The sequence below is a fragment of the Flavobacterium hibernum genome (genome assembly GCF_000832125.1).
GTDB lineage: Bacteria > Bacteroidota > Bacteroidia > Flavobacteriales > Flavobacteriaceae > Flavobacterium > Flavobacterium hibernum.
Genome location: NZ_JPRK01000008.1, coordinates 361,895 through 386,692 on the forward strand (window position 1 = coordinate 361,895; position 24,798 = coordinate 386,692).

Sequence of the window (24,798 nt, forward strand, 5' to 3'; positions counted from 1 at the left end):
TCTGCGTGAGGAATTCTTTTCGCACTATTTTATCTTAAAAATAAAAACTTTGCGTTCTTCGCGTAATTCTTTGCGACCTTTGCGGTTAAAAACATTTTTCGTTACTTTTACTACTCCATTATTTACAACACTCCAAAATGAAAATACTACTCCTCGGTTCAGGCGAATTAGGCAAAGAATTTGTCATCGCTGCACAACGAATCGGACAAACCATAATTGCAGTTGATAGTTACGAAAACGCACCGGCCATGCAAGTAGCACACGGTTTTGAAGTCATCAACATGCTCGACGGCGAAGCTTTAGATAGAATTGTAGCCAAACACCAACCAGATTTTATAGTTCCTGAAATAGAAGCCATTCGTACTGAACGTTTTTACGATTACGAAAAACAAGGCATCACCGTTGTTCCTTCTGCAAAAGCGGCAAATTTTACCATGAACCGTAAAGCAATTCGTGATTTAGCTTCAAAAGAATTAGGTTTAAAAACAGCCAAATATCAATATGCAACTTCAGCTGAAGAACTGCAAAAAGCTGTTCAGAAAGTTGGAATTCCCTGCGTAGTAAAACCCTTAATGTCTTCTTCCGGAAAAGGACAATCGACAATAAAAACTGAAAGCGATATCGAAAAAGCATGGCAATATGCTGTTGCAGGTTCGCGCGGAGATGTGATTGAAGTTATTGTTGAAGCTTTTGTAGATTTCAATTCTGAAATTACACTTTTAACGATTACCCAAAACAACAATCCAACTTTGTTTTGCGCTCCAATTGGTCACAGACAAGAACGTGGCGATTATCAGGAAAGCTGGCAACCGGCTTTGGTTTCAGAAAAAGATTTATACGAAGCTCAGGATATGGCCGAAAAAATAACCGAAGCACTTGGTGGCGCGGGACTTTTTGGTGTTGAGTTTTTCTTGACCAATGAAGGTGTTTATTTCTCTGAGCTTTCTCCTCGCCCACATGATACCGGAATGGTAACTTTGGCCGGAACTCAAAATTTTAATGAATTTGAATTGCATTTACGTGCGATTTTAAGTCTTCCAATTTTTGAAATTACCTTAGAAAAAGCTGGTGCAAGTGCCGTAATTTTAGCATCTGAAGATTCTACAAATCCCACTTATACTGGAGTTGAAAAAGTAGCGGCTTTACCTAAAACTGATTTTAGAATATTTGGCAAACCAACTTCAAGACCGTATCGCCGAATGGGTGTTGTTTTGAGTCACGATTCATTAGCGACTCCAATCGAAGAAATAATTGAACGCGCTAAAACAACTTCAAAATTAATAACTGTAAATTCTTAAAAATGAAAAAAATATTATTCTTACTGCTCCTTTTTATGGGAATTGCAACTCAAGCTCAGAATAAAAAAACAACTGAAAAACCTCAAATTGTAGAAACCGCTTGTGGTGAATGTCAATTTGGAATGAAAGGAAAAAGTTGTGATTTAGCGGTTCGCATTGACGGAAAACCTTATTTTGTTGACGGAACAACAATTGACGAGCATGGAGATGCTCATGCCGAAGATGGTTTTTGCAATAAAATACGTAAAGCTTCTGTTACTGGAAAAGTAGAAAATGGCCGTTTTAAAGCTACTTCATTCACCTTACTTAAAGAAAAATAATGGAGTTAATTCTTGAAAATATTGCCAAACACGTTTCGCTAACTCCCGAAGAGCAAGCTCATTTTTTATCCAAAACCGAAACACATACTTATAAAGCCAAAACTATTTTATTAAGTGCAGGCGAAGTTTGTAAACATTCGTATTTTGTAAACTCCGGAATTTTAAGAAGCTTCAATATCAATGATAATATCGTCGAGCATGTACTTTCGTTTGCCTGCGAAGGCTGGTGGATGAGCGATATGTACAGTTATTTTTCGCAAAAACCTGGACAGTTATTTATTGAAGTTTTAGAAGAAGCAGAAATCGTATCATTATCTAAAGAAAATCAAGAACAATTGTTTCACGACATTCCAAAATTAGAACGCTTTTTCAGAATATTAATAGAGAACTCATTGGTTGCCAATCAACAACGATTAATGGACAACTTAAGCTTACCAGCCGAAGAACGTTTTGAGAAATTCACCCGTAAATACGGAACATTGGTTCACAAAGTTCCACAAAAACAAATCGCCTCTTTTATTGGCGTTACTCCTGAATTTTTCAGCAAAATGAAAGCTAGGCTTTTGAAGAAATAAATATTTAGCCATAGATTTCACAGATTAAAATGATTTGAAAAAAGTCGCCACGAATTTTCACTAATTAAATTGGGTTAAAAATTAAAATAAAATTCGTGGAAATTTGTACAATTCGTGAAGGAAAAATCCCTTTAATCTGTGAAATCTGTGGCATAAAAAAACAAAAAAAAGCCAGTTAATAAACTGGCTTTTCTTTTGAATTAAAATTGCTCAACCTCTGTTGAATGTTCCATTGCTGTTATGGTTGATTTCCCAATCATTACCGTATTCTGAACAGCATCAAAATAAGAAGTCCCCACAAAAGCCTGATGTTTTACTGCTCTAAAACCGCTTTGCTGTAGAGCAAATTCTCTTTCCTGTAATTCAGAATACCCTGCCATACCACGTTCTTTATATGCTTTAGACAATTCGAACATACTCGTATTCAAAGCATGGAATCCTGCCAAAGTAATGAACTGAAATTTATATCCCATCGCAGCCAAATCTTCTCTAAACGTCTCCATTTCGGCAACAGATAATTTTGCAGCCCAGTTAAAAGAAGGCGAACAATTGTATGCTAGCATTTTATCCGGAAATTCTTTTTTCATAGCATCGGCAAACTTTTTAGCATAAACTAAATCAGGATTACTGGTTTCCATCCAAATCAAATCAGCGTAAGGCGCATAACTCAAACCTCGGGCAATTCCCTGATCGATTCCGCTATTTACATAGAAGAAACCTTCGTTTGTTTTTTCACCTGTAATAAATTTTGCATCTCTTGGGTCAGCATCACTAGTTAATAAATTAGCTGCATCAGCATCTGTTCTTGCAACAATTAAAGTTGAAACTCCCATAACGTCTGACGCCAAACGAGCTGCAATCAATTTATTAATTGCTTCTTGAGTTGGAACTAAAACTTTCCCTCCCAAATGCCCGCATTTTTTAGCAGAACTCAATTGATCTTCAAAATGAACTCCTGAAGCCCCCGCTTCAATCATTGATTTCATAAGTTCGAAAGCATTTAGATTTCCACCAAAACCAGCTTCGGCATCAGCCACAATAGGAACTAAGTAATCTTTTTTATCTTCAACGCCATTTACAGTTTGAATTTGATCCGCGCGCAACAAGGCATTGTTTATTTTTTTTACCACCATTGGCACACTATTTACAGGATAAAGCGATTGGTCTGGATACATTTCTCCAGCCAAATTTGCATCGGCAGCTACTTGCCAGCCACTTAAATAAATCGCTTCAAGACCAGCATCGACTTCCTGAATCGCCTGATTCCCTGTCAATGCGCCCAAACCAGCAACATAATCCTGACTTTTTAACTTTCTCCATAATTTTTGCGCTCCTATTTTGGCAATAGAATGCTCAATTTGATACGAACCCTGAAGTGTAACTACTTCTGTAGCCGTATAAGGACGTTCAACACCTTTCCATCTCGGGTTCGTAATCCAATCGTTAATCAATTCCTGAATTCTGTCTTCTGTTGTTTTCATAAATAATATAGTTAAAGTGGTTAGTAAAGTTTTCAGTCTCAGTTATCAGTATTCAGTTTTAACTAGACTTAAATAAATAGTATTCTAAAGATCTGCTTAGATTTTTTTTTAACTCTCATTTTATCTGCCTGATCTGCATAATCTGCGTGAAAAATTATTCGCTCGCAGATTTGGCAGATTAAGCGGATTTTTATTATAAATATTTGTAACACGGAATTGTCAAGAAATCAACAAAATCAGTATTTACAACTAATCTTTCCAGTACTTTTTCGGCTAAAGGAAATTGACGTTTTTCGTGATTTTCTTCACCCAATTCTTCTTTGATTTTTCTAAATTCATCCAAAGCCAATTCGTGATAATACGCCAGATCTAATTTTCTTCCATTATCCAAAACCACTTTATTCTGAAGCCATTGCCACAATTGTGATCTCGAAATTTCGGCCGTTGCAGCATCTTCCATTAAATTATGCAAAGCCGCTGCACCTTGTCCGTTTAGCCATGAAGCCAGATATAAAACTCCTACGTTTATATTTTTTCGAACACCATTTTCAGTGATGATTCCAATTGGTGGTTCAATTAGATCTGCTTCTGTAATTTTTTGATGTTCTCTTTTTATATGAATTTGGTTTGGAGTTGGCATTCCTTTATCAAAAATCTCTTTTGCAATTGCAACCAAATCCGGATGTGCAACCCAGGTTCCATCGTGACCGTTTCGAACTTCACGTTCTTTATCTGTTCTTACTTTTGCAAAAGCGACTGCATTGGCCTCTTCATTATTTCTAATTGGAATTTGCGCTGCCATTCCGCCAATCGCATGAATTCCACGTTTGTGACATCTCTGAATTACCAAATTCGAATATGCATTCATAAAAGGCGAGGTCATATTTACCTGATCGCGATCTGGAACTATGAATTTTGGATTTTTTCTAAATTTCTTGATGTATGAGAAAATATAATCCCAACGTCCGCAATTCAACCCTACGATATGTTCTTTTAATTCGTAGATAATTTCATCTAACTGAAAACTCGCCGTAATGGTTTCAATTAAAACCGTCACTTTTATAGTTCCTCTTTCTAACTTCAAATAATCTTCAGTAAAATCAATTACATTATTCCACCAGCGCGCTTCGAGATAATGCTCTAATTTTGGGATGTAGAAATAAGGCCCTGAACTGTTTTCTAAAAGTCTTTTATGATTATGAAAAACATACAAACCAAAATCTACCAAAGAACCCGAAACTTCTTTTCCATCAATCAGAATATGCTTTTCGGGCAAATGCAAACCACGCGGACGTACAATTAATGTTGCAATCTTTTCATTTAAATGATATGATTTTTGCTTAACCAAATCAGTGTAGGTAATTATTTTATTTACTGCATCAATTAAATTCAACTGACCGTCCATTAAATTTTGCCAGGTTGGAGAAGTACTATCTTCAAAATCGGCCATAAATGTTTTAGCGCCCGAATTCAAAGCATTGATAATCATTTTACGATCAACCGGTCCAGTAATCTCTACTCTTCTATCTTGCAAATCTTTTGGAATTTCTCCAGCTGTCCAATTACCTTCTCTGACACTTTTAGTTTCTGGAATAAAAACCGGCATGACGCCCTGATCGAAAGCGGCTTGTTTTTGTTCACGTTGTAACAATAACAATTTTCGTTGCGATTCGAATTTTCGATGCAAATCGGTTATAAAAACAATCGCTTCTTCTGTCCAGATCTTTGGATAAGAAAGCTTCTTTTCGGCTAAAAATTCCATTGCCGTTTCGGTAATTTCTAATTGGTTTTTCATAGCTGTAAATTTTATTTTTAATTAATAAGAACCAAATCGTGAATGCCTTTTTAAAACATTAAAACATAACAATCTGATATCTAATAATTTCCACACCACAATATTAGAAAAAAGTTTTTTACAAAACAAGCGAACGTTCGCTAAATATTAAAAATAATTTTTTGGCGATTATTTTTCAATTGACTATATTTGATTTATGGATATCGAAAAAGACTATATAAAGCTGATATTTGGGCTAAAACTCAAACAGGTTAGAACACAAAAAAATCTTTCTCTTTTTGGCTTAGCCAAATTGACAAATCTCTCAAAATCGTACTTGAACGAGATTGAAAAGGGAAAAAAATATCCAAAAACAGATAAAATTTTACTTCTATGTGAGCATTTAGAAACAAGTTATGACCAAATGGTATCTTTAAAACTTGATAATAATCTCGCTCCGATTGGCGAAATCCTAAAGTCAGGAATTTTAAAAGAGATTCCGCTTGAGCTTTTTGGCATTCAGGAAGCAGATTTAATAGATATTATTGCGAATGCTCCGGCAAAAGTCAATGCTTTTATTAGTACAATTATCGAAATTGCACAGCATTATAACTTAAGTCGAGAAAGTTTCTTTTTGGCTGCTTTACGCTCCTATCAGGAAGCACACAGTAATTATTTTGAAGATCTCGAAGAGAAAGTAATTACTTTTTCGAAATCCTTCCAAATCAATTTAGATTCTAAAATTACAATTGAAGAATTAGAAGCAATTTTAAAGGAAGAATACGAATACAAAATACAAGAAATCGCCTTTACAGATCAGGAAGCACTAGACGATTTGCGATCGATTTATGTTCCAACAAGCAAAACTTTATTGCTTTCGACAGAAATTGATGCTCCACAAAGAGCTTTTATTTTAGCCAAAGAAATTGCTTATAATTACTTGAAAATTTCAGATCGATTACTGACTTTTAGCTGGATTAAGTTTGAAAATTTTGATCAGGTTTTGAACAATTTTTATGCTTCTTATTTTGCCGGTGCATTATTATTACCAAGAAAATTAGTAGTAGACAAAATCAATATTTTTTTAGAAAACGCAAATCCCAATCCGGAAGAATTTGTGGCTTTGATCGAAAGTTTTGAGGTTTCTCCAGAGTCTTTTTATCAAAGATTAACCAATTTATTACCTAAAGATTTTCAACTGAAAAACTTATTCTTTTTAAGATTATCACATCGTGTTGGGTCAGATTTTTATCAGATTAATAAAGAATTACACATTACAAATCAGCAAGAGCCACACGCAAACGAAACCAATGAGCATTACTGCAGAAGATGGGTTTCTGTAAAAACCATTGATGAGGCGATTAAACAAAATAAACCTCATTTTTTTGATGCTCAAATCTCAAGTTATATTCATAGCGGAAATGAGTATCTTGTATTTTCATCGGCTACTAAAGATCCTTTTGTAAAAGATAATATTCGTAGTATTTCTGTTGGAATTTTAATTAATCCAACGATGAAAAAGAAATTCAAATTCATCGAGGGAAAACCTCTCGTAAAACGAATTGTTGGTGTTACCTGCGAAACTTGCGATGTAAAAGATTGCCTTGAAAGAGCTGCGCCGCCAATTGCACTTGAAAAGAAAAAACGTCATGAAAATACGGATGCGGTTGTGCAGCAGTTTATAAATCAATATAGTTAAAACGTTATGAAATATTTTGCCTTAATAATTACTTTGCTTTTTATCAACTTAAACCAGAAAACTGACAAACTTACTGGCCGTTATAATTATTTAATAGAAGATAATAATTCGTATATCTTAAAAGATAAAATCACATTTAACGATAGTGTTTTTGCTTTTGATAATAAGTACCTACCAAAAGGGAAAGTATCTTATGGCAATGTAATAGTACTGGATAATTTCATTAATACTGATTTGATTATAAGTATTCATAAAGATCAAATCGGAAAAGATACTATTTTATTTTACATGCATGATAAACAAAGTTCTTCTGCGAATTATCTTGATGAAGTGGTTGGAAAAGGAAAATTGATTAAGATTAAATAGTTTATTCTTTTCCTTTTATCACCTACTATTGTCATTCCGAGGAACGAGGAATCTCCGCAAGAAACTTGACAAAGATTGGAGATATAATATGCGGAGCTACTTACGGAGATTCCTCGTTCCTCGGAATGACAAACTGTATGGCTACTCAAAACATAACTTATAGTAATCTTGTCATCTCGACGAAGGAGAGATCACAACAGAAATTCCGATACTATAATCGCCAATCTTTGTCGAGCTTCTAGTGTGATCTCTCCTTCGTCGAGATGACAAAACATATACCTACCCTATATAAAAACCTTTGAACCTCTGCAACTTTGAACCTTTGAACCTCTCAAAAAAACTTCTTAATCTAGGTTAAGTGTGTTTCCTTGACCTTGATAGTATCTTTGTACTACAAAAATAACAAAACACATATCATCATGGAAAATATAGTATTACACAAAGCAGAAACTAGAGGAAATGCAAATCACGGATGGCTTAACGCTTATCATAGTTTTAGTTTCGCGAGCTGGTATAACCCAGATAGAATTCAGTTTGGGGCACTTCGTGTTTTAAACGACGACACAATTGCGGGCGGAATGGGTTTTGGAACGCATCCACACGATAATATGGAAATTATTACGATTCCACTAGAAGGCGATTTGGCTCACAAAGACAGTATGGGAAATACTGAAGTGATCAAGAATGGAGACATTCAGGTAATGAGTGCAGGAACAGGAATTCAGCATAGTGAGTTTAACCCAAATGCAGATCAACAAACTAAATTATTGCAAATCTGGTTATTTCCTAACAAAAGAAATGTAACTCCTCGTTACCAACAAATCACTTTAAACGTTGAAGACAGACACAATAAATTGGCTCAAGTTTTATCTCCAAATGCTGACGATGACGGCGTTTGGATTCATCAAGATGCTTGGTTTAATATGGGGAATTTTGATGCAGGAGTATCTACTGAATACAAAATTAAAAAAGAAGGAAATGGAGTTTACGCTTTCATTTTAAAAGGAAACGTAACAATAAACGGGCAAGAATTAAACACTCGTGACGCTGTTGGAATTTCTGGAACAGATATCATAAACATTAAAGCAAATACTGATGCTGAATTTTTATTGATGGATATTCCGATGAACTATTAATTCATAGATTACAATTAATATTTTTTTTAGAAACGATATTTAAGCTGACTTTCAGCTTATTATCGTTTCTTTTTTTGCCTGAATTTCATCAAAACTCAAAAAGAAAATGTATTTTTATAGATGAAAATAGGTTTTTAATTCACTCAAAACTAACCATTTAAAATTTTCACCATGAATCCAAACAGCTTAACTAAAGAATATACAAACGGCGAAGTAACTATTGTTTGGCAATCCGGAAAATGCATACATTCTGCCAATTGCGTAAAAAATAATCCTGATGTTTTTCACCCAAAAGAAAAACCATGGATTTTACCAGACGCTTCTTCAACTGAAAAAATCATAGAAACGGTAAAAAAATGCCCTTCCGGGGCGCTGAGTTATTTTTTAAACAATAAAAGCAAGGTTTAAAAAGCTAAACAATGATTGTTTATTTTTTGCCACAGATTAAGATGATTAAAAAGATTTTTTCTGCATTATAAAGATACTAATCAGTGAGAATCATCTTAATCTGTGGCAAAAAATAAATCTCCTTAAATTATCACCTCTTTTTATTTCTTAATCTAGGTTAAGTGTGTTTCGAATACTACAGACGTAACTTTGTCCTATCAAAATGAAATTAATATTTAAAAAATAAAAACTATGTCAACTACAAAATGGTCAATTGACCCAACACATTCAGAAATTGGTTTTAAAGTTAAACACATGATGTTTACAAATGTTTCAGGTAAATTTGGAACTTACGACGCAACAATTACTACAGACGGAGATAACTTCGAAAATGCAGCTATCGAATTTTCTGGCGATATCGCTTCTATCGACACTGCAAATGCAGATAGAGATGGTCACTTAAGAAGCGGCGATTTTTTTGATGCAGAAAATCATCCGAAATTATCTTTCAAAGGTTCTTCATTCAAAAAAATCAACGACGGAGCATATGAATTAACTGGAGATTTAAAAATAAAAGACGTATCAAAACCAGTAAAATTTCCTGTTGAATTTAGCGGAATCATGACTGATCCTTGGGGAAATACAAAAGTAGGCTTAAGCATTGAAGGAAAAATTAATCGTAAAGACTGGGGATTAAACTGGAACTCTGCTCTTGAAACTGGAGGTGTTTTAGTAGGCGAAGAAGTTCGTTTAAACATTGAATTACAATTTGCAAAACAAGCTTAATTCATTAAGAATAGATTTAATTTGGTTGGTTATAAAATCCTGTACTTTTCAAGTGCGGGATTTTTTTTGGTTTACCACAGATTAAAAAGATTATTTGGATTTTTAATCTGTGAAAATCCTCCAGATCTGTGGGAAAATTTCGGCTTTAAAAGAAAAACTTAGTGGGAATTCGTATAATTTATGACTAAAAATCAACGCACAGTATTTCGAAATTCTGTTGGTGACATTCCGGTTTGTTTTTTAAAGAATCTGGAGAAATACGAATAATCTTCGTATCCTACTTTAAAAGCTACTTCGTTTACTGCTAATTGTTTGTCGATTAACATTCTTTTTATTTCAAGAATCACTCTATCTGTAATGACTTCTGTAGCTGTTTTTTGTAAAATTTCATTACAGATTCGGTTTAAATGTTTTAAAGTAATATTCAGCTTTTCTGCATAAAATGATGGTAATTTTTCTTGCTTAAAATATTGCTCCAAAAGCATTTCAAACTTATCTATTTTAATATTATAAGAATGTGTTTGATGCGAATAGGTTTCGTTGTATTTACGCGCAATTTCGATGTGAATACAATCCAGTAAATTCAACATTTTGTCGAGTTGATATTTATTTTCATGACTACTTTCATAAATTAACAAATCAAAATAAGGTTGGATTTTTGGGATTTCTTTTTCTTCAAAAACCATTTCCGGTCTGTTAAGAATCGAATGATAAAAATTATATTCATTGATGTTTTTTTGTCCGAAATATAAATTATACAATTCTTGCGAAAAAATAATTACAAAACCTTCTATATCTTCCGATAAACTCCAGTGATGCATTTGTCCGGGTTGCAAAACAAATAAACTTCCTTTTTTAATTTCGAATTGATCAAAATCTACTTCGTGCTGCCCCGAGCCTTTTGTAAAAAACACCATTAAATACGAATCATGTCGATGTGGTTCTTCGACAAAACTATGATCTTTTAAATGCTCTTTAAATGTGTTTACATAAAAATCACGATGAATATCATTGCAACTAAAATTCTGAACACTATAAACCGGGTACTTTTTCATATATGTAGAATTTATTTTTTATTGGTCATATATGCGATCGCCCAATCACGTTTTTCGTTTACAAAGTTATTTAGGGTAGGCGATGTCATAATAAATGTCTTTATTGTGCTATAAGTAGCGAAGATATAAAAAAGGCTTTTATAAGTCTCTGAATTACCTTTGTATAAATAAAAATTAACAAGATCATGTCAAGTGCATTAACTCATATTTTAAGCAACGAATGTCCTATTTGTCATAAAGGAAAAGTTTTTAAAGACAAAAATATTTTTTTGAATTTTGGCTTACCAAAAATGAATGAATATTGTAGTCATTGTAATTATAAGTTCCAGAAAGAGCCTGGTTATTTTTTTGGCGCCATGTATGTAAACTACGGATTAACAGTCGCTCAAGGAATTGCAACGTATTGTATTGCTCAGTTTTTCTTTGAGAAAAATTTTGATTTAAGAATCATCCCAATCATTGCTGTTGTCATTACCTTACTAACTTCTTTTAATCTCCGATTTTCAAGATTAGCATGGATTTACATGTTTAAGGATTATACGAAATAAAAAAATGCTATTTTTGCTTTCCAATTGAAGCTAATTTTCAATTTCAAAAAAAATAAAAATTAAATTAGACAAATGAAAGCATACGTATTTCCAGGTCAAGGCGCACAATTTACAGGAATGGGCAAAGACTTATATGAATCATCGGCTTTAGCCAAAGAATTATTCGAAAAAGCTAATGAAATTTTAGGTTTTAGAATTACTGATATTATGTTTGAAGGTACTGCCGAAGAACTAAAAGAAACTAAAGTTACGCAACCAGCTGTTTTTTTACACTCGGTTATTTTAGCTAAAACTTTAGGTGAAGATTTTAAACCAGAAATGGTTGCAGGACATTCTTTAGGAGAATTCTCTGCATTGGTTGCCAACGGAACTTTATCTTTTGAAGATGGTCTTAAATTAGTTTCTCAACGTGCTCTTGCTATGCAAAAAGCATGCGAAATTACTCCATCTACAATGGCTGCAGTTTTAGGTTTAGCTGATAATATTGTGGAGGAAGTTTGCGCTTCTATTGACGGAATTGTTGTTGCTGCAAACTACAACTGCCCAGGACAATTGGTAATTTCCGGCGAAACTACTGCTGTTGAAAAAGCTTGTGAAGCTATGAAAGCTGCCGGAGCAAAACGCGCTTTAATTTTACCTGTTGGAGGAGCTTTTCACTCACCAATGATGGAACCAGCGAGAGAAGAATTAGCTGCTGCAATTGAAGCAACTACATTCTCTGCCCCAATTTGTCCAGTGTATCAAAATGTTACAGCAAGTGCTGTTTCTGATGCAAACGAAATCAAAAAGAACTTAATTATTCAATTGACTGCTCCAGTAAAATGGACTCAATCTGTACAACAAATGATCGCCGACGGTGCTACTTTGTTTACTGAAGTTGGTCCAGGAAAAGTATTAGCTGGTTTGATTAATAAAATCGATAAAGAAGCTGTTACTGCGAATGCTTAATTTTTAAGTATTCAGTTTTCAGTCGCAGTTTTCAGTTAAAAACTATAAATATAAAAAATCCTCATAAATAGATTATTTGTGAGGATTTTTTATATTTATAATTCGTGTTTAAAAACATACAAAATGAAATGTATTTTAAAAATGTACAATTTAACTTCTATAGAAAACAAAAGTAAAACTAAAAAATTTTTACATGAAATTCATTTGGATGAACTTAAGCACTTTAAAACTGCACTTAAGTATTTAATAGAAAATGAATTTGATGATTTTGCAAATGAGATCGTTTTAAGGTTGAAAAAATTTAAGAATGGTAAACATCAAATTTACTACAATCTCATTGAGGATAAAAAACTAAAACGAGCCGTAGAAAATTTTATCAAATTATCCTTTCCTATAATTGCTTAGAGTTTTACCAAAGTAGATTTCAATATTTTTTTCTCCTAGCCTATTTATATTTACTTTTTCCAAGGATAAGCTTTTATTCTTTTAGACATTTCGTTCTTAAATTCTTCAGGAGTTAAACCTTTTGCAAATTCAGCATCAAAATCATCTACCCACCATTCCCTAATTCTTCTCTTCGACTCAGCTTTCGCTTCTTCTAAAGTAAATCCTTTTGCAAACTCTGCGTCAAAATCAAAAGTATTCATTTTATCTACTTTTTCCATATCTACGATTAAACAAGTTTTATCTTACAAATTTATAAAAATAAATCAACCCTAAATAAAAAATCCCAAATAATCATTTCAGATTAATTGGGATTCTATTTCAAATGTTAGACGCACTGCTGCGCGTCTCTACCGAAAACTGTGACTGAGACTGAATACTAAATTAAGAACGAATCTTCTGTTCCCATTTCCAAGCACTTTCCATTGCTTCATCTAAGTTTAATTCTGCTTTCCAACCTAAAACATTATTGGCTTTATCAGTATTAGCATAAGCTTCGGTAATATCTCCTTCACGACGTGGTTTAATTACATATGGTAATTTTTTATCGCTTACTTTTTCGAAACTATTAATTACTTCAAGAACTGAACTTCCTTTTCCTGTACCTAAATTAAAGGTTTCTACTTTTGCTAAATTCTTTTTATTTAATAAACGCTGTAATGCAATAACGTGTGCTTTTGCCAAATCTACTACATGAATATAATCACGAACAGCTGTTCCGTCTGGAGTTGGATAATCATCTCCAAAAACTGATAACTCTTTTCGTAATCCTACTCCTGTTTGTGTAATAAAAGGAACTAAATTTTGAGGAACTCCCATTGGCAATTCTCCAATTTCATTTGTTGGATGCGCTCCAACCGGATTAAAATAACGCAGCAAAATCGCATTAATATTTGTCGCTTTAGCGGTATCAATAATAATTTCTTCTCCTATTTTCTTTGTATTTCCATAAGGAGACATTGGCTGTTGAACTGGAGCATCTTCTGTAATTGGCATTTTTTCGGCTTGACCGTAAACTGTACAAGACGAGCTAAAAATAAAACTAGCTTCTGGCTTTTGCTGTAATTCCTCCAAAAGATATACTAAAGTAGTAATGTTGTTTTCGTAGTACAATAAAGGTTTTTCTACACTTTCTCCAACTGCTTTTGAAGCTGCAAAATGAATTACTCCTGTAACATCGCTGTGTTTTTTAAAGAAATCCTGAACTAATGCTTTTTCTCTTAAATCTAACTTTTCGAATAAAGGCTCTTTTCCAGTAATTGCCGTAATTCCTTTTAAAACATCTTCTGAAGAATTTGAAAGATTATCAATTATCACAACTTCAAAGCCTTCATTTTGCAATTCGACTACGGTGTGAGAACCAATAAAACCTAATCCTCCTGTTACTAATACTTTCATTTTGTGGTTGTTTATGTAGTTAATTTGTAAGCTTGTCTGGCAATCAGAATCCAGTTATTCTTTTGTTTTTGCCAAACTAGCATTATTCCTATTTTAATATCTCGATCAACACCATCATCTTTAGTATGCGCAGATAAAATATGCCGAACGATTGCCACATTATCCTGAATTGTTATGGTTTGATTTTCAAACTCAATGGTTACAAAATCAGATTTTCCGCTTACAATTCCGTCGATAAATTCCGCTTGATTTTGAAAATTACCATTTGAATGGACATAACTCAATTTTTCAGAAGTTAGTGCTTTTAATTTTTCTCCATCAGCATCGATCATTGCTTTACGCAAACCTTCAACACGATTACTAACGGCGGTTTCAACTTTCGAATTTGATTTTTGAGCAAAAACCGAAATTTGAGTAAAAATCAACAAAATTAAAACACAAAGCTTCTTCATAATTTATTTGTTTAGAAATTCTAAAACAGAATCTGTAATAAATTTAATTTGCTCATCGTCAAGCTCTGTATGCATTGGCAAAGCAATTACTTCTTTTACCAATTGATTTGTTACAGGAAATTGCTCTTCTTTATAACGAGTATCAACATATGCTTTTTGTGAGTGCAACGGAATTGGATAATAAATCGCACAAGGAATCGCCTTGTCTAATAAATGTTGCATTAAAGCATCACGATCTGCATCTATAATTCGCAATACATATTGGTGAAAAACGTGATCATTTTCGTTTGCATCAAAGTCTGGTGTAATAATATGTGCGTTTCCTGCAAAAGCTGCATTGTATTTTGTAGCGGCCAAACGACGCGCCGTATTATACTCGTCCAAAAGTGGCAATTTTGCATTTAAAACTCCAGCCTGAATACTATCCAAGCGCGAATTAACTCCCACAACATCGTGATGGTAACGCTCGTACATTCCGTGGTTTACAATTCCACGAATAATGTGTGCTAATTTATCATCGTTTGTAAAAATCGCTCCACCATCTCCATAACATCCTAAGTTTTTAGATGGAAAGAATGAAGTTGCTGCAACGTGACCAATAACTCCAACTTTAGTTTTTATTCCCGATTTAGAAATATAGTCAGCCCCAATTGCTTGTGCGTTATCCTCGATTACATACAAATTATGCTCTGCTGCAATTTCCATAATTGCATCCATATTTGCAGCACGACCAAATAAATGTACAGGAACAATTGCCTTTGTTTTTGGTGTAATTGCTTTTTTTATCGCCTCGATATCAATATTCATATTAACCATATCAACATCAACCAAAACTGGCGTCAATTGTAATAAAGCAATAACCTCAACAGTTGCTGCAAAAGTAAAATCGGCAGTAATAACCTCATCGCCTGGTTTTAAATCCAATCCCATCATTGCAATTTGCAAAGCATCTGTCCCGTTTGCACAAGGAATTACATGTTTTGCTCCTAAATAATCTTCAAGGCTTTTTTGAAATTGATGAACTAACGGTCCGTTTATATAAGTATTTGTATCTAAAACTTCTTGAATTGAAGTATCAACTGTAGTTTTTATTTTTTCGTATTGACTTTTTAAGTCAACCATTTGAATTTTTTTCATTTTCAATATATTTTTAAAATTAAAGACTTGTTTTGAAACAAGAATCTCTAAAAGGAGGAACAAAAATAGTTATTAATACCTTCAAACCAATGAAAATAATCGAAAGAAACGTAATTTAGCCACAAAAATAAACAGATGCTTTTTCTATATAATTTAGTTATTTCTATCGCAGGGTTTTTTCTGAAAATTGTAGCACTTTTTAGTCCGAAAATTAAGCTTTTTACTGAAGGCCGAAAAAATGTTTTTGCAATTTTGGAAGAAAAAATAAAACCAACAGATAAAACTATTTGGTTTCATTCGGCATCTCTTGGTGAGTATGAGCAAGGCTTACCAGTTATCGAAAAAATCAAAGAAAGATATCCTTCCCACAAAATCATTGTTACTTTTTTCTCTCCTTCCGGTTACGAAGTACGCAAAAACAATACAGTTGCCGATGTTACAATCTACCTACCGTTAGACACCAAAAGCAATGCGAAAAAGTTTTTAAAACTAACGCATCCTGATCTGGTGTTTTTCATCAAATACGAATTTTGGCTTAACTATTTAAGGGAGCTTGAAAAAAGTAAAACACCTACTTATTTAATTTCGGGAATTTTTAGAGAAAATCAAATGTTCTTTAAATGGTATGGCGGTTTTTACAGAAAAGCGCTAAAAGCTTTCACTTTCTTTTTTGTTCAAAACGAAAGCTCTAAAGAAAAAATCGAAGCTATTGGATTTCATAATGTAGTTGTGTCCGGCGACACTCGTTTTGATCGCGTAAATGCAATTTTAGAAAGAGATAATAATCTTGATTTTATCGAAAAATTTAAAAACAACTGTCCTACTATAGTTATAGGCAGTTCCTGGCCAAAAGACGAAGCGCTCTTAGCTGAATATATTAATGAAGCACCCGATAATGTAAAGTTTATTATTGCTCCACACAATATTAAAGCAGATCAAATTGCTAGTCTTAAAATCCAAATTACAAAGCCTACAGTTTTGTTTTCAGAAAAAGAGAATCAAGACTTATCAAAATACAACGTATTTATTATAGACACGGTTGGGTTATTGACCAAAATTTACAGCTACGGAACTATCGCTTACGTTGGAGGCGGTTTTGGAAACCCGGGAATTCACAATATCCTAGAACCTGCAACATTTGGAATTCCAATTGTGATTGGACCTAACTACTCTAATTTTGCCGAAGCAGTTCAGCTGGTTTCACTTGGCGGATGTATTGTAATCACCAATAATATTGATTTAAAACAGAATCTAGACCGATTACTCACAGATAAAGGCTTCCTTGAAGAAAAAAGCCGCATCTGCAAGACTTATATCCAAGAGAATAAGGGCGCTACAAATAGCATTATGAGCGTTATCCCATAAACATTTCACACAATTGACATCAAATATATCTGTCTTACAATGAACAAAAGAGCTCAAACGAGCTCTTTTTGCTTTTCTGATTTTATTAAATAATCAATCAAAAGCAATACAAACCACAAATAAGAGAATCAAAACAGCTAATTCTCTTATTGAATATTCAACGAAAAATAATTTATTTAAAATATACGATAATACCATATATTTTTCTTATTTTGGCATATTCTTTGATAACTAAGATAATCGTGAGCAATGAAAATATTTTAAAAAAAAAATAAAAAAATATTTTACATATTAAAAAATTTATATCTTTGCCACGAATTAATAATTAACCTTTTATAATAAAGTAAGATGAAAAAAGTATTTTTAAGTTTAGCTGTTGTTGCTGTTTTAACTGTTGTATCTTGTAAAAAAGCTGACGCTGCAGCTACTGAAGCTGTAGATTCTACTGCTGTTGCTGTTGATTCTGCTGCTGCTGTAGTTGATTCTGCTGCTGCAACTGTTGATTCTGCTGCTGCTAAAGTTGATTCTGCTGCTGCTAAAGTAGAAGAAGTAAAAAAATAATTAGAACCTAGTTTCTAAAAATTTTAAAACCATCCTTGAGATGGTTTTTTTTGTGATTAATTTTAAAATTAATCTTAAGCATAAAAAAAGCGATCACATTGTGATCGCTTTTTTTTATTACTCTATCTCTTCCCCAACTTCTTCCTCAATCAACTCATCTTCAAAAATCGATTCACTCGATGAGAAGTCCAAAATTTCAGATCTCGAACCATACGTTACAATTTCCTTTATTCCCTTTTGCAAAAGCAATTCCGTGGTGTATTTACGACTTGTTGCAAAATGAACCTCGCCCAACATCAATTTAAAGAAATACTTCCCTCCAGAACCTTTAAACTTCAAAAACTTAGCCTGATCTATATTCGCCTTAAACCTCTCAATATCCTCCTCACCTTCGAACTTCAATTCATAACTCAAACTCGTAAATATCACTTTCCCTTTTCTGGAAGTAAACACAAACTTGTATTCATCATTAAACCGCTTACTGATTACAAAAGCACCCATTTATTATTTTAGATTTTAAATTACTGATCTTAGATTCTCCAAAATAAATTTACTTCGTTCATTTATTTTGAGCTGCGCGAGTTTACACAATAAAAAAAGCCTCTTCAAAAGAAGAGGCTTTAGTACTCAGAGCGGGACTTGAACCCGCACGAACATTGCTGTTCACTGGATTTTAAGTCCAGCGTGTCTACCAATTTCACCATCCGAGCATTATATGGCTTTGAGCGAAAAACGGGGCTCGAACCCGCGACCTCGACCTTGGCAAGGTCGCGCTCTACCAACTGAGCTATTTTCGCATTTCAAATTCTTGTAAGAACCGCAACACCTGACTTGTTGTGTATTGCGAGTGCAAATTTAGGACATTTATTCAATTACACAAGCGTTTTTCAAAAAAAAATCACACTTATTTTATAACTTTCTGATAACCTAAACTTTAAACTTGAAACTTTTTTTGATTTTATTTCTTAACCAACATTCGCTTGATTTCATTCAGCTTCATCAGTGCTTCGACTGGTGTTATCGCGTTTATATCAAGACTCATGATCTCTTCTTTTATTTCTTCTAACAAAGGATCATCTAAATTAAAGAAACTCATTTGCATTTCATCCGCAGCAGATTTTACTCCGTTCAAAGCTTCACTCGAATGATTCTTCTCTAATTTCTTCAATAACTTCTGTGCTTTCAAAATTACAATTTGAGGCATTCCGGCCATTTTTGCCACATGAATTCCAAAACTATGTGCACTTCCACCTTTTACCAGCTTACGAATAAACAGAACAGTATCTTTTAATTCTTTTACTGCAACATTATAATTCTGAATTCTTGGCAAAGATTCCGTCATTTCGTTCAATTCGTGATAATGGGTCGCAAATAAGGTTTTTGGCTTTGACGGATGTTCATGCAAAAATTCGGCAATAGCCCAAGCAATCGAAATTCCGTCATACGTACTTGTTCCTCTTCCAATCTCATCCAACAATACCAGACTACGATCTGAGATATTATTCAAAATAGAAGCTGTCTCATTCATCTCGACCATAAAAGTAGATTCTCCCATCGAAATATTATCCGATGCCCCTACTCTGGTAAAGATTTTATCAACAATTCCCATTCTAACACTATCAGCCGGAACAAAACTTCCCATTTGAGCCAATAATACAATTAAAGCGGTTTGCCTTAAAATAGCCGACTTACCAGACATATTGGGCCCCGTAATCATTATTATTTGCTGCGTATCTCTATCTAAAAAAACATCATTGGCAATATAAGGTGTTCCAACAGGTAATTGTTTTTCAATTACCGGGTGTCTACCATTTTTTATTTCCAACTCAAAACTTTCGTCAATTTCAGGACATACATATTGATTCTCTATTGCCAATTGTGTAAACGAACACAAACAATCTAGTTGTGCTACCAAATTAGCATTCATTTGAACTGGCTTAATATAAGTTGCAATCCAGGCAATTAATTGTTCAAAAAGCTCTGATTCTATTTTATGAATTTTTTCTTCGGCACCTAAAATTTTGGTTTCGTATTCTTTTAATTCTTCAGTAATGTAACGCTCTGCATTTACTAAAGTTTGCTTACGAATCCATTCTGTGGGTACTTTGTCTTTATGCGTATTTCTAACTTCAATGTAATAACCGAATACGTTATTGAAAGATATTTTTAAAGATGAAATTCCTGTTCTCTCTGATTCTCTTTTCTCAATTCCTTCCAGATATTCTTTCCCAGAAGTCGAAATAGCACGCAAATCATCCAGCTCTTCGCTTATCCCTTTGGCAATTGCATTTCCTTTTGCAATTGCAACCGGCGCATCTTGATTTAGGGTCACTTTGATTTTCTCTCGCAACAAATCACAAGAATGCAAACTATCTCCAATAACTTTTACCGCTTCTTGCGGACTTTGTAGTGCTAATGTTTTTATTGGAATGATAGCGTCAAGAGATTCTTTTAAATATACAATTTCACGAGGGGAAACTTTCCCAGCAGCGATTTTCGAAATCAAACGTTCTAAATCTGAAATTTGCTTGATCTGATACTGAATATTTTGCAGTACGTCCGGATCTGATTTCAAATACGAAACCACATCATGACGTCCTTTTATTTTATTACTATCTTTTAAAGGAAGAGCCAACCAACGTTTTAACAAACGTCCTCCCATTGGCGAAAGCGTTCTGTCAATTACATCTAAAAGCGTAACTGCATTTGGATTATAACTATGATACAACTCTAAGTTACGAATTGTAAAACGATCCATCCAAACATAAGTATCTTCAGCAATACGCTGAATTGCTGTGATATGCTGAACGCGATTATGTTGTGTCTCGGACAAATAATACAAAATTGCACCCGACGCAATGATTCCTTCTTTTAACTCTTCAATTCCAAAACCTTTTAGCGAAACGGTTTGAAAATGCTTTGTTAAAGTTTCTAAAGCATAATCTTCCTTATAGATCCAATCTTCTAAATAAAAACTATGAAAATCCTCTCCAAAAGCAGCTTTAAAATCTCCCTTGTTATTCTTAGGAACCAGAACTTCACTTGGATTAAAATTCTGCAATAATTTATCTATATATTCTGCATTTCCCTGAGCGGTTAAAAACTCTCCTGTAGAAACATCTAAAAAGGAAATTCCTATATTTTTATTACTAAAATAAACCGATGCTAAAAAATTGTTTGTTTTTGATTGTAAAACCTCGTCATTTAAAGAAACGCCCGGAGTTACAAGCTCTGTAACGCCACGTTTTACAATAGTTTTAGTCATTTTTGGATCTTCAAGCTGATCGCAAATTGCAACACGAAGTCCCGCTTTAACTAATTTTGGCAAATAGGTATTGATGGAATGATGCGGAAAACCTGCCAAAGCGGTTTCAGTTTCAGAACCTGCTCCTCTTTTAGTTAAAGTTATTCCAAGAATTTTTGAAGCCCTAATAGCGTCTTCTCCAAAGGTTTCGTAAAAATCACCTACTCTAAAAAGCAAACATGCATCAGGATATTTTCTCTTGATTTCGTTGTACTGTTTCATTAAAGGTGTCTCTTTCACCACTTTCTCTTTCGCTGCCAAATTATTGTATTTTAAATGAAATTTTGTGACAGCGAATTTATAATATTTTAGCGGCATATAGAAGAGCTTCAAAAATTAAAATATTTTAAGTAATTTTTAAGTCGAGATATTAGAATTTTCTCTAGATTTGTTCATAATTAAAAAAGACCCTACAAGATGAAAAAAATAATCTTAATTGCTATGTTAGTTGTGGCTGGAATCGCTACTTCTAACGCTCAAAGCACTAAAAAAGCTGCTAAAGCTGCTAAAGTTGAAGGAGCTGGAATGGCTTTTGAAACAGAAACTATTGATTACGGAACTATCGCTCATAATGCCGATGGAAAACGTGAGTTTGTTTTTGTAAACAACGGAACTAAACCATTAATCATTACTAACACACTAGGTTCTTGTGGTTGTACTGTACCAACAACTCCAAAAGAGCCAATCGCTCCAGGTGCTAAAGGTATTATTGGTGTAAAATATGCTACTGACAGAGTTGGTGCTTTTACAAAAACTGTAACTGTTACTTCTAATGCCGAAGGACAACCAACAAAAGTACTTACTATTAAAGGTACAGTTTTACCAGATCCAGTTAAAAGCTAATCTGAAAAACAAAATAAAATAAATCGAAAAAGCTTCCTTATCTTTGGAAGCTTTTTTTATGACCTGAATACAACACAAATGAGAAAACTAGAAAATAGCGAACTTGACAGAAAATCGATTGAAGATTTTAAAAAATCAGATAAAACGCCTTTAATAATAGTATTAGACGACATTCGTAGCTTACACAATATTGGATCTGTGTTTAGAACTTCTGATGCTTTTTTGGTCGAAAAAATAATCTTGTGCGGTATTACTGCAACTCCTCCTAACAAAGAAATTCACAAAACTGCTCTTGGCGCTACCGAAACTGTAGCATGGGAACATCATGAAAATGTATTAGAAGTTATTGAAAATCTTAAAAAAGAAAACGTAATAACAATGGCAATTGAGCAAGTTGAAAGTTCCATTTTTCTACAGGATTTTAAAGTGACAAAAAATCAAAAATATGCATTGGTTTTTGGCAATGAAGTTTATGGCGTTGCACAGGAAGCCGTTGCCATTTGTGATGGCTGTATTGAAATTCCTCAATTAGGCACAAAACATTCTTTAAACATTGCAGTTAGCGCCGGAATTGTAGTTTGGGATTTATTTCAAAAATTAAACTGGCCAAGCAACGTTTAGATACAACATTTTGTATTCTAAAAAATATTATTTTATATGAAATTCGAAATTTATATGTTAGAATTTTAAATATATTTTTTTGTTATCATAAAATTGATACTTTTATGAAATGAAAAATATTAATTTCTTAACAATATCATTTTTGTTTTTCGTTTTTTGTTTTAATCAATCTTACGCAAATAAGACGATTAAAACTTTAAACAGAAATGCCATTGCAATAAAGAATGATACTTTAAAATCAAACAAAAAAAACACATCTAAAGTAAATTTTGATGTTACTCCTCCAAGAATTATAGCTTCCGGAGATCAATTCTACTGCCCGCAAAACACCATTAATATTGTAACCTCGATTCAAATTTTTCATGATCCTCTAGAATTAGGAACTAAAGCTGGATATATTCAAATTTCTTCTGGCTACTCGAGTTTAGACAAATTGGAACTTGCTAACCTAGCAGCTCATCCAACAATTAAAACGAGTTGGGATCCTGTTGCAGGAAAATTAACCATCGAAAATTCAGCAGGAGGAGATATCCCATATTCTGATCTAGAATTTGCGATTAAAGATGTCGTATTCTCCAATTCTTCAAGTACAGCTTCTGGCACAAGAACTTTTTCGATAACAATTGGTCAAGCCAATTTTTTACCCTCAACGCAACATTTCTATTTATTCGTTCCCAGCATTGGCATATCGTGGAGCCAGGCAAAAACAGCAGCCGAAACAAGTACTTATTATGGGCTTAAAGGATATTTAGCTACTATTTTATCTGCAGACGAAGCCAAACTAATTGGAGAACAAGCCTCTGGAACCGGATGGATTGGTGGTAGTGATGCCGAAACCGAAGGTGTATGGAAATGGGTTACAGGCCCTGAAGCCGGAACTGTTTTTTGGAACGGAGCTGCAAATGGATCGACACCCAATTTTGCTTTCTGGAATACAGGCGAACCAAACAATCAGGATAATGAAGATTACGCGCATATTACTCAACCAGGAGTTGGCATTAAAGGCTCTTGGAACGATTTATCGAACACTGGAGCTGGCGGCGGCGATTATCAACCAAAAGGCTATGTTGTCGAATTTGGCGGAATGCCGGGCGAATCACCTTTAGAAATTGCTGCAAGTACCAAAATTACCATTCCTGTTGCAACACCTGGTCCAAATCCAAGTGCAATTTGCGATTCGGGTAGTTTTGTTTTAACCGCCACCGCAACCCCAGGCGCAACAATAAGCTGGTACGATAGTGCAACGGGAGGAACAGTTTTAGGAACAGGAAATACCTTTACTACTCCAGTTATAAACACAACAACAACTTATTATGTTGATGCTAGTTGCGAATCTAATCGAAAATCAGTTATCGCTACTATAAATACAACTCCTAATACACCAGTTGCAACTCAGTCGACATATTCTAACTGTGGAGCAGGATCTGTAACGATTCAAGCTACTGCAAATATTGGCGTGATCAATTGGTTTGCCGCTTCAACTGGAGGTACAAGTTTATACACAGGAAATAATTTCCAAACACCTGTAATTTCAGCAAATACTACTTATTATGCCGAAGCTTCAAATAATGGCTGTATTAATACAAATCGTACTCCGGTAAATATTGTTATTTATAGTCCGCCAGTAGTTACTGATGAAACTGTAATATTATGCGAAAATCAAGAAATTAATCTCGACGCAGGAATTGCTGGAATGACTTACAAATGGAGCACTGGCGAAACTGCTCAAATAATTACGGTTGCAACTGGTGGAACTTACACAGCTGACGTTACAAGTCCAAGTCCGGAAAACTGTACAAGTCGAAAAACAATTATTGTCGACGAGCATCTAATTCCTAAAATTTCACGTGTTGATGTTAACGGCTCGCAAGCTGTTATTTATCTTACTAAGGATGCTGATTATTATGAGTATTCTGTAGATGGATTAACTTTTCAGGATTCTAATGTTTTTTATGATGTTCCCGCTGGATTAAGAACTGCTTTTGTTCAGGAAAAAAATGGTTGCGGAGGTGATACTTTTAACTTTATTGTCATTATTTTCCCTGCATTTTTTACTCCAAACAATGACTCATTTAATGATTCGTGGGAGGTTGCTGGAATGGAAAATTATCCGCAAGCACAAGTAACTATTTTTGATCGATACGGAAAACTTGTGGCACAGCTAAATGGTTCTAAAATGAGTTGGGACGGAACTTTAAACAAAACCCCTCTACCGGCTTCTGATTATTGGTACGCAATGAAAATCGATAATGACCATCCTGTTTTAAGAGGTCATTTTTCTTTAAAAAGATGAGTTTAAT

General features: G+C 33.9%; 25 protein-coding genes and 2 tRNA genes. 16 read left to right on the top strand and 11 right to left on the bottom strand.

Going from position 1 to position 24,798, the window contains the following annotated elements:
• The first annotated feature begins 137 nt into the window (after positions 1-137).
• The 3 genes from purT to IW18_RS10735 are packed head-to-tail and all read left to right on the top strand — an operon-like array spanning position 138 to position 2,193.
• Entirely contained in the window at positions 138-1,298 is a 1,161-nt protein-coding gene (gene purT / locus IW18_RS10725; RefSeq protein WP_041517566.1) for a formate-dependent phosphoribosylglycinamide formyltransferase, read from the top strand.
• Positions 1,299-1,300: 2 nt separating this feature from the next.
• On the top strand, positions 1,301-1,618 hold the full coding sequence (locus IW18_RS10730) for a DUF6370 family protein (protein ID WP_041517567.1): 318 nt from the start codon (positions 1,301-1,303) through the stop codon (positions 1,616-1,618).
• On the top strand, positions 1,618-2,193 hold the full coding sequence (locus tag IW18_RS10735) for a Crp/Fnr family transcriptional regulator (protein ID WP_041517568.1): 576 nt from the start codon (positions 1,618-1,620) through the stop codon (positions 2,191-2,193). The genes IW18_RS10730 and IW18_RS10735 overlap by 1 nt, the downstream gene beginning before the upstream one ends.
• Before the next feature lie 200 nt (positions 2,194-2,393).
• On the opposite strand, the gene aceA is transcribed toward IW18_RS10735, so the two are convergent.
• Together aceA and aceB are read right to left on the bottom strand one after the other, a co-directional pair.
• Positions 2,394-3,674, bottom strand: a complete 1,281-nt coding sequence (aceA, locus tag IW18_RS10740; RefSeq protein ID WP_041517569.1) for an isocitrate lyase — start codon at positions 3,672-3,674, stop codon at positions 2,394-2,396.
• A gap of 193 nt (positions 3,675-3,867) precedes the next feature.
• Positions 3,868-5,469 carry a malate synthase A gene (gene aceB, locus IW18_RS10745; RefSeq protein ID WP_041517570.1) on the bottom strand — a complete coding sequence of 534 codons (1,602 nt, stop codon included), beginning with the start codon at positions 5,467-5,469 and terminating at the stop codon, positions 3,868-3,870.
• A gap of 196 nt (positions 5,470-5,665) precedes the next feature.
• Here aceB and IW18_RS10750 point away from each other — a divergent pair, with 196 nt between their 5' ends.
• From IW18_RS10750 to IW18_RS10770, 5 genes are all read left to right on the top strand, one after another.
• Entirely contained in the window at positions 5,666-7,147 is a 1,482-nt protein-coding gene (locus IW18_RS10750) for a helix-turn-helix domain-containing protein (RefSeq protein WP_041517571.1), read from the top strand.
• Between the two features lie 6 nt (positions 7,148-7,153).
• Positions 7,154-7,513 (top strand): hypothetical protein, encoded by a 360-nt coding sequence (locus IW18_RS10755; protein ID WP_041517572.1) that lies wholly within the window; start codon positions 7,154-7,156, stop codon positions 7,511-7,513.
• 419 nt (positions 7,514-7,932) lie between these two features.
• Entirely contained in the window at positions 7,933-8,649 is a 717-nt protein-coding gene (locus IW18_RS10760; RefSeq protein WP_041517573.1) for a pirin family protein, read from the top strand.
• A gap of 171 nt (positions 8,650-8,820) precedes the next feature.
• Positions 8,821-9,057 (top strand): (4Fe-4S)-binding protein, encoded by a 237-nt coding sequence (locus IW18_RS10765; protein WP_041517574.1) that lies wholly within the window; start codon positions 8,821-8,823, stop codon positions 9,055-9,057.
• A 231-nt stretch (positions 9,058-9,288) separates the two neighbouring features.
• Positions 9,289-9,822, top strand: a complete 534-nt coding sequence (locus IW18_RS10770) for a YceI family protein (protein WP_041517575.1) — start codon at positions 9,289-9,291, stop codon at positions 9,820-9,822.
• A 191-nt stretch (positions 9,823-10,013) separates the two neighbouring features.
• Here the strand turns inward: IW18_RS10770 and IW18_RS10775 are convergent, their stop codons facing one another.
• Positions 10,014-10,877 carry a helix-turn-helix domain-containing protein gene (locus IW18_RS10775; protein WP_041517576.1) on the bottom strand — a complete coding sequence of 288 codons (864 nt, stop codon included), beginning with the start codon at positions 10,875-10,877 and terminating at the stop codon, positions 10,014-10,016.
• A 185-nt stretch (positions 10,878-11,062) separates the two neighbouring features.
• Between IW18_RS10775 and IW18_RS10780 the strand changes: the two genes are divergently transcribed.
• From IW18_RS10780 to IW18_RS10790, 3 genes are all read left to right on the top strand, one after another.
• A complete protein-coding gene (locus IW18_RS10780) occupies positions 11,063-11,425 on the top strand; it encodes a DUF983 domain-containing protein (protein ID WP_041517577.1) in 363 nt (120 codons plus the stop codon).
• 72 nt (positions 11,426-11,497) lie between these two features.
• Positions 11,498-12,373 (top strand): ACP S-malonyltransferase, encoded by an 876-nt coding sequence (fabD, locus tag IW18_RS10785; RefSeq protein WP_041517578.1) that lies wholly within the window; start codon positions 11,498-11,500, stop codon positions 12,371-12,373.
• Positions 12,374-12,496: 123 nt separating this feature from the next.
• The gene (locus tag IW18_RS10790; RefSeq protein ID WP_041517579.1) at positions 12,497-12,778 is read left to right on the top strand and encodes a hypothetical protein; all 282 of its coding nucleotides are present in this window, start codon (positions 12,497-12,499) and stop codon (positions 12,776-12,778) included.
• Between the two features lie 50 nt (positions 12,779-12,828).
• On the opposite strand, the gene IW18_RS10795 is transcribed toward IW18_RS10790, so the two are convergent.
• The 4 genes from IW18_RS10795 to IW18_RS10810 all read right to left on the bottom strand — a co-directional run bounded on the left by IW18_RS10795 (position 12,829) and on the right by IW18_RS10810 (position 15,804).
• Positions 12,829-13,038, bottom strand: a complete 210-nt coding sequence (locus IW18_RS10795) for a hypothetical protein (RefSeq protein ID WP_041517580.1) — start codon at positions 13,036-13,038, stop codon at positions 12,829-12,831.
• A gap of 163 nt (positions 13,039-13,201) precedes the next feature.
• Positions 13,202-14,215 (bottom strand): UDP-glucose 4-epimerase GalE, encoded by a 1,014-nt coding sequence (galE, locus tag IW18_RS10800; RefSeq protein ID WP_041517581.1) that lies wholly within the window; start codon positions 14,213-14,215, stop codon positions 13,202-13,204.
• A gap of 11 nt (positions 14,216-14,226) precedes the next feature.
• Positions 14,227-14,667 (bottom strand): nuclear transport factor 2 family protein, encoded by a 441-nt coding sequence (locus IW18_RS10805; protein WP_041517582.1) that lies wholly within the window; start codon positions 14,665-14,667, stop codon positions 14,227-14,229.
• Positions 14,668-14,670: 3 nt separating this feature from the next.
• Positions 14,671-15,804, bottom strand: a complete 1,134-nt coding sequence (locus IW18_RS10810) for a DegT/DnrJ/EryC1/StrS family aminotransferase (protein ID WP_041517583.1) — start codon at positions 15,802-15,804, stop codon at positions 14,671-14,673.
• Positions 15,805-15,939: 135 nt separating this feature from the next.
• Here IW18_RS10810 and IW18_RS10815 point away from each other — a divergent pair, with 135 nt between their 5' ends.
• Complete coding sequence (locus IW18_RS10815; RefSeq protein WP_041517584.1) at positions 15,940-17,169, top strand: 3-deoxy-D-manno-octulosonic acid transferase; 1,230 nt, start codon at positions 15,940-15,942, stop codon at positions 17,167-17,169.
• Positions 17,170-17,517: 348 nt separating this feature from the next.
• Complete coding sequence (locus IW18_RS10820) at positions 17,518-17,730, top strand: PG1828 family lipoprotein (RefSeq protein ID WP_041517585.1); 213 nt, start codon at positions 17,518-17,520, stop codon at positions 17,728-17,730.
• Positions 17,731-17,847: 117 nt separating this feature from the next.
• On the opposite strand, the gene IW18_RS10825 is transcribed toward IW18_RS10820, so the two are convergent.
• From IW18_RS10825 to mutS, 4 genes are all read right to left on the bottom strand, one after another.
• A complete protein-coding gene (locus IW18_RS10825; RefSeq protein ID WP_041517586.1) occupies positions 17,848-18,231 on the bottom strand; it encodes a hypothetical protein in 384 nt (127 codons plus the stop codon).
• Between the two features lie 123 nt (positions 18,232-18,354).
• Positions 18,355-18,440: transfer RNA gene (locus tag IW18_RS10830), tRNA-Leu, on the bottom strand.
• A 14-nt stretch (positions 18,441-18,454) separates the two neighbouring features.
• Positions 18,455-18,527, bottom strand: a tRNA-Gly gene (locus IW18_RS10835).
• 161 nt (positions 18,528-18,688) lie between these two features.
• A complete protein-coding gene (gene mutS, locus IW18_RS10840) occupies positions 18,689-21,295 on the bottom strand; it encodes a DNA mismatch repair protein MutS (protein ID WP_041517755.1) in 2,607 nt (868 codons plus the stop codon).
• A 156-nt stretch (positions 21,296-21,451) separates the two neighbouring features.
• On the opposite strand from mutS, the gene IW18_RS10845 reads away from it, so the two are divergent.
• The 3 genes from IW18_RS10845 to IW18_RS10855 all read left to right on the top strand — a co-directional run bounded on the left by IW18_RS10845 (position 21,452) and on the right by IW18_RS10855 (position 24,791).
• Positions 21,452-21,877, top strand: a complete 426-nt coding sequence (locus tag IW18_RS10845; protein WP_041517587.1) for a DUF1573 domain-containing protein — start codon at positions 21,452-21,454, stop codon at positions 21,875-21,877.
• A gap of 78 nt (positions 21,878-21,955) precedes the next feature.
• Positions 21,956-22,498, top strand: a complete 543-nt coding sequence (locus tag IW18_RS10850; RefSeq protein ID WP_041517588.1) for an RNA methyltransferase — start codon at positions 21,956-21,958, stop codon at positions 22,496-22,498.
• A gap of 109 nt (positions 22,499-22,607) precedes the next feature.
• Positions 22,608-24,791, top strand: coding sequence for an Ig-like domain-containing protein (locus tag IW18_RS10855; RefSeq protein WP_041517589.1), 2,184 nt, complete (start codon positions 22,608-22,610; stop codon positions 24,789-24,791).
• Positions 24,792-24,798 lie beyond the last annotated feature (7 nt).

Excerpts from the sequence above, each read along its gene's own strand:
- IW18_RS10820 (WP_041517585.1), top strand. The coding sequence starts at position 17,518 with ATGAAAAAAGTATTTTTAAGTTTAGCTGTTGTTGCTGTTTTAACTGTT.
- IW18_RS10825 (WP_041517586.1), bottom strand. The coding sequence starts at position 18,231 with ATGGGTGCTTTTGTAATCAGTAAGCGGTTTAATGATGAATACAAGTTT.
- IW18_RS10790 (WP_041517579.1), top strand. The coding sequence starts at position 12,497 with ATGAAATGTATTTTAAAAATGTACAATTTAACTTCTATAGAAAACAAA.
- IW18_RS10850 (WP_041517588.1), top strand. The coding sequence starts at position 21,956 with ATGAGAAAACTAGAAAATAGCGAACTTGACAGAAAATCGATTGAAGAT.
- IW18_RS10765 (WP_041517574.1), top strand. The coding sequence starts at position 8,821 with ATGAATCCAAACAGCTTAACTAAAGAATATACAAACGGCGAAGTAACT.
- IW18_RS10845 (WP_041517587.1), top strand. The coding sequence starts at position 21,452 with ATGAAAAAAATAATCTTAATTGCTATGTTAGTTGTGGCTGGAATCGCT.
- IW18_RS10805 (WP_041517582.1), bottom strand. The coding sequence starts at position 14,667 with ATGAAGAAGCTTTGTGTTTTAATTTTGTTGATTTTTACTCAAATTTCG.
- IW18_RS10815 (WP_041517584.1), top strand. The coding sequence starts at position 15,940 with ATGCTTTTTCTATATAATTTAGTTATTTCTATCGCAGGGTTTTTTCTG.
- IW18_RS10770 (WP_041517575.1), top strand. The coding sequence starts at position 9,289 with ATGTCAACTACAAAATGGTCAATTGACCCAACACATTCAGAAATTGGT.
- IW18_RS10810 (WP_041517583.1), bottom strand. The coding sequence starts at position 15,804 with ATGAAAAAAATTCAAATGGTTGACTTAAAAAGTCAATACGAAAAAATA.
- aceB (WP_041517570.1), bottom strand. The coding sequence starts at position 5,469 with ATGAAAAACCAATTAGAAATTACCGAAACGGCAATGGAATTTTTAGCC.
- fabD (WP_041517578.1), top strand. The coding sequence starts at position 11,498 with ATGAAAGCATACGTATTTCCAGGTCAAGGCGCACAATTTACAGGAATG.
- aceA (WP_041517569.1), bottom strand. The coding sequence starts at position 3,674 with ATGAAAACAACAGAAGACAGAATTCAGGAATTGATTAACGATTGGATT.
- IW18_RS10750 (WP_041517571.1), top strand. The coding sequence starts at position 5,666 with ATGGATATCGAAAAAGACTATATAAAGCTGATATTTGGGCTAAAACTC.
- IW18_RS10855 (WP_041517589.1), top strand. The coding sequence starts at position 22,608 with ATGAAAAATATTAATTTCTTAACAATATCATTTTTGTTTTTCGTTTTT.
- IW18_RS10760 (WP_041517573.1), top strand. The coding sequence starts at position 7,933 with ATGGAAAATATAGTATTACACAAAGCAGAAACTAGAGGAAATGCAAAT.
- galE (WP_041517581.1), bottom strand. The coding sequence starts at position 14,215 with ATGAAAGTATTAGTAACAGGAGGATTAGGTTTTATTGGTTCTCACACC.
- IW18_RS10795 (WP_041517580.1), bottom strand. The coding sequence starts at position 13,038 with ATGGAAAAAGTAGATAAAATGAATACTTTTGATTTTGACGCAGAGTTT.
- IW18_RS10730 (WP_041517567.1), top strand. The coding sequence starts at position 1,301 with ATGAAAAAAATATTATTCTTACTGCTCCTTTTTATGGGAATTGCAACT.
- purT (WP_041517566.1), top strand. The coding sequence starts at position 138 with ATGAAAATACTACTCCTCGGTTCAGGCGAATTAGGCAAAGAATTTGTC.
- IW18_RS10775 (WP_041517576.1), bottom strand. The coding sequence starts at position 10,877 with ATGAAAAAGTACCCGGTTTATAGTGTTCAGAATTTTAGTTGCAATGAT.
- IW18_RS10755 (WP_041517572.1), top strand. The coding sequence starts at position 7,154 with ATGAAATATTTTGCCTTAATAATTACTTTGCTTTTTATCAACTTAAAC.
- IW18_RS10735 (WP_041517568.1), top strand. The coding sequence starts at position 1,618 with ATGGAGTTAATTCTTGAAAATATTGCCAAACACGTTTCGCTAACTCCC.
- IW18_RS10780 (WP_041517577.1), top strand. The coding sequence starts at position 11,063 with ATGTCAAGTGCATTAACTCATATTTTAAGCAACGAATGTCCTATTTGT.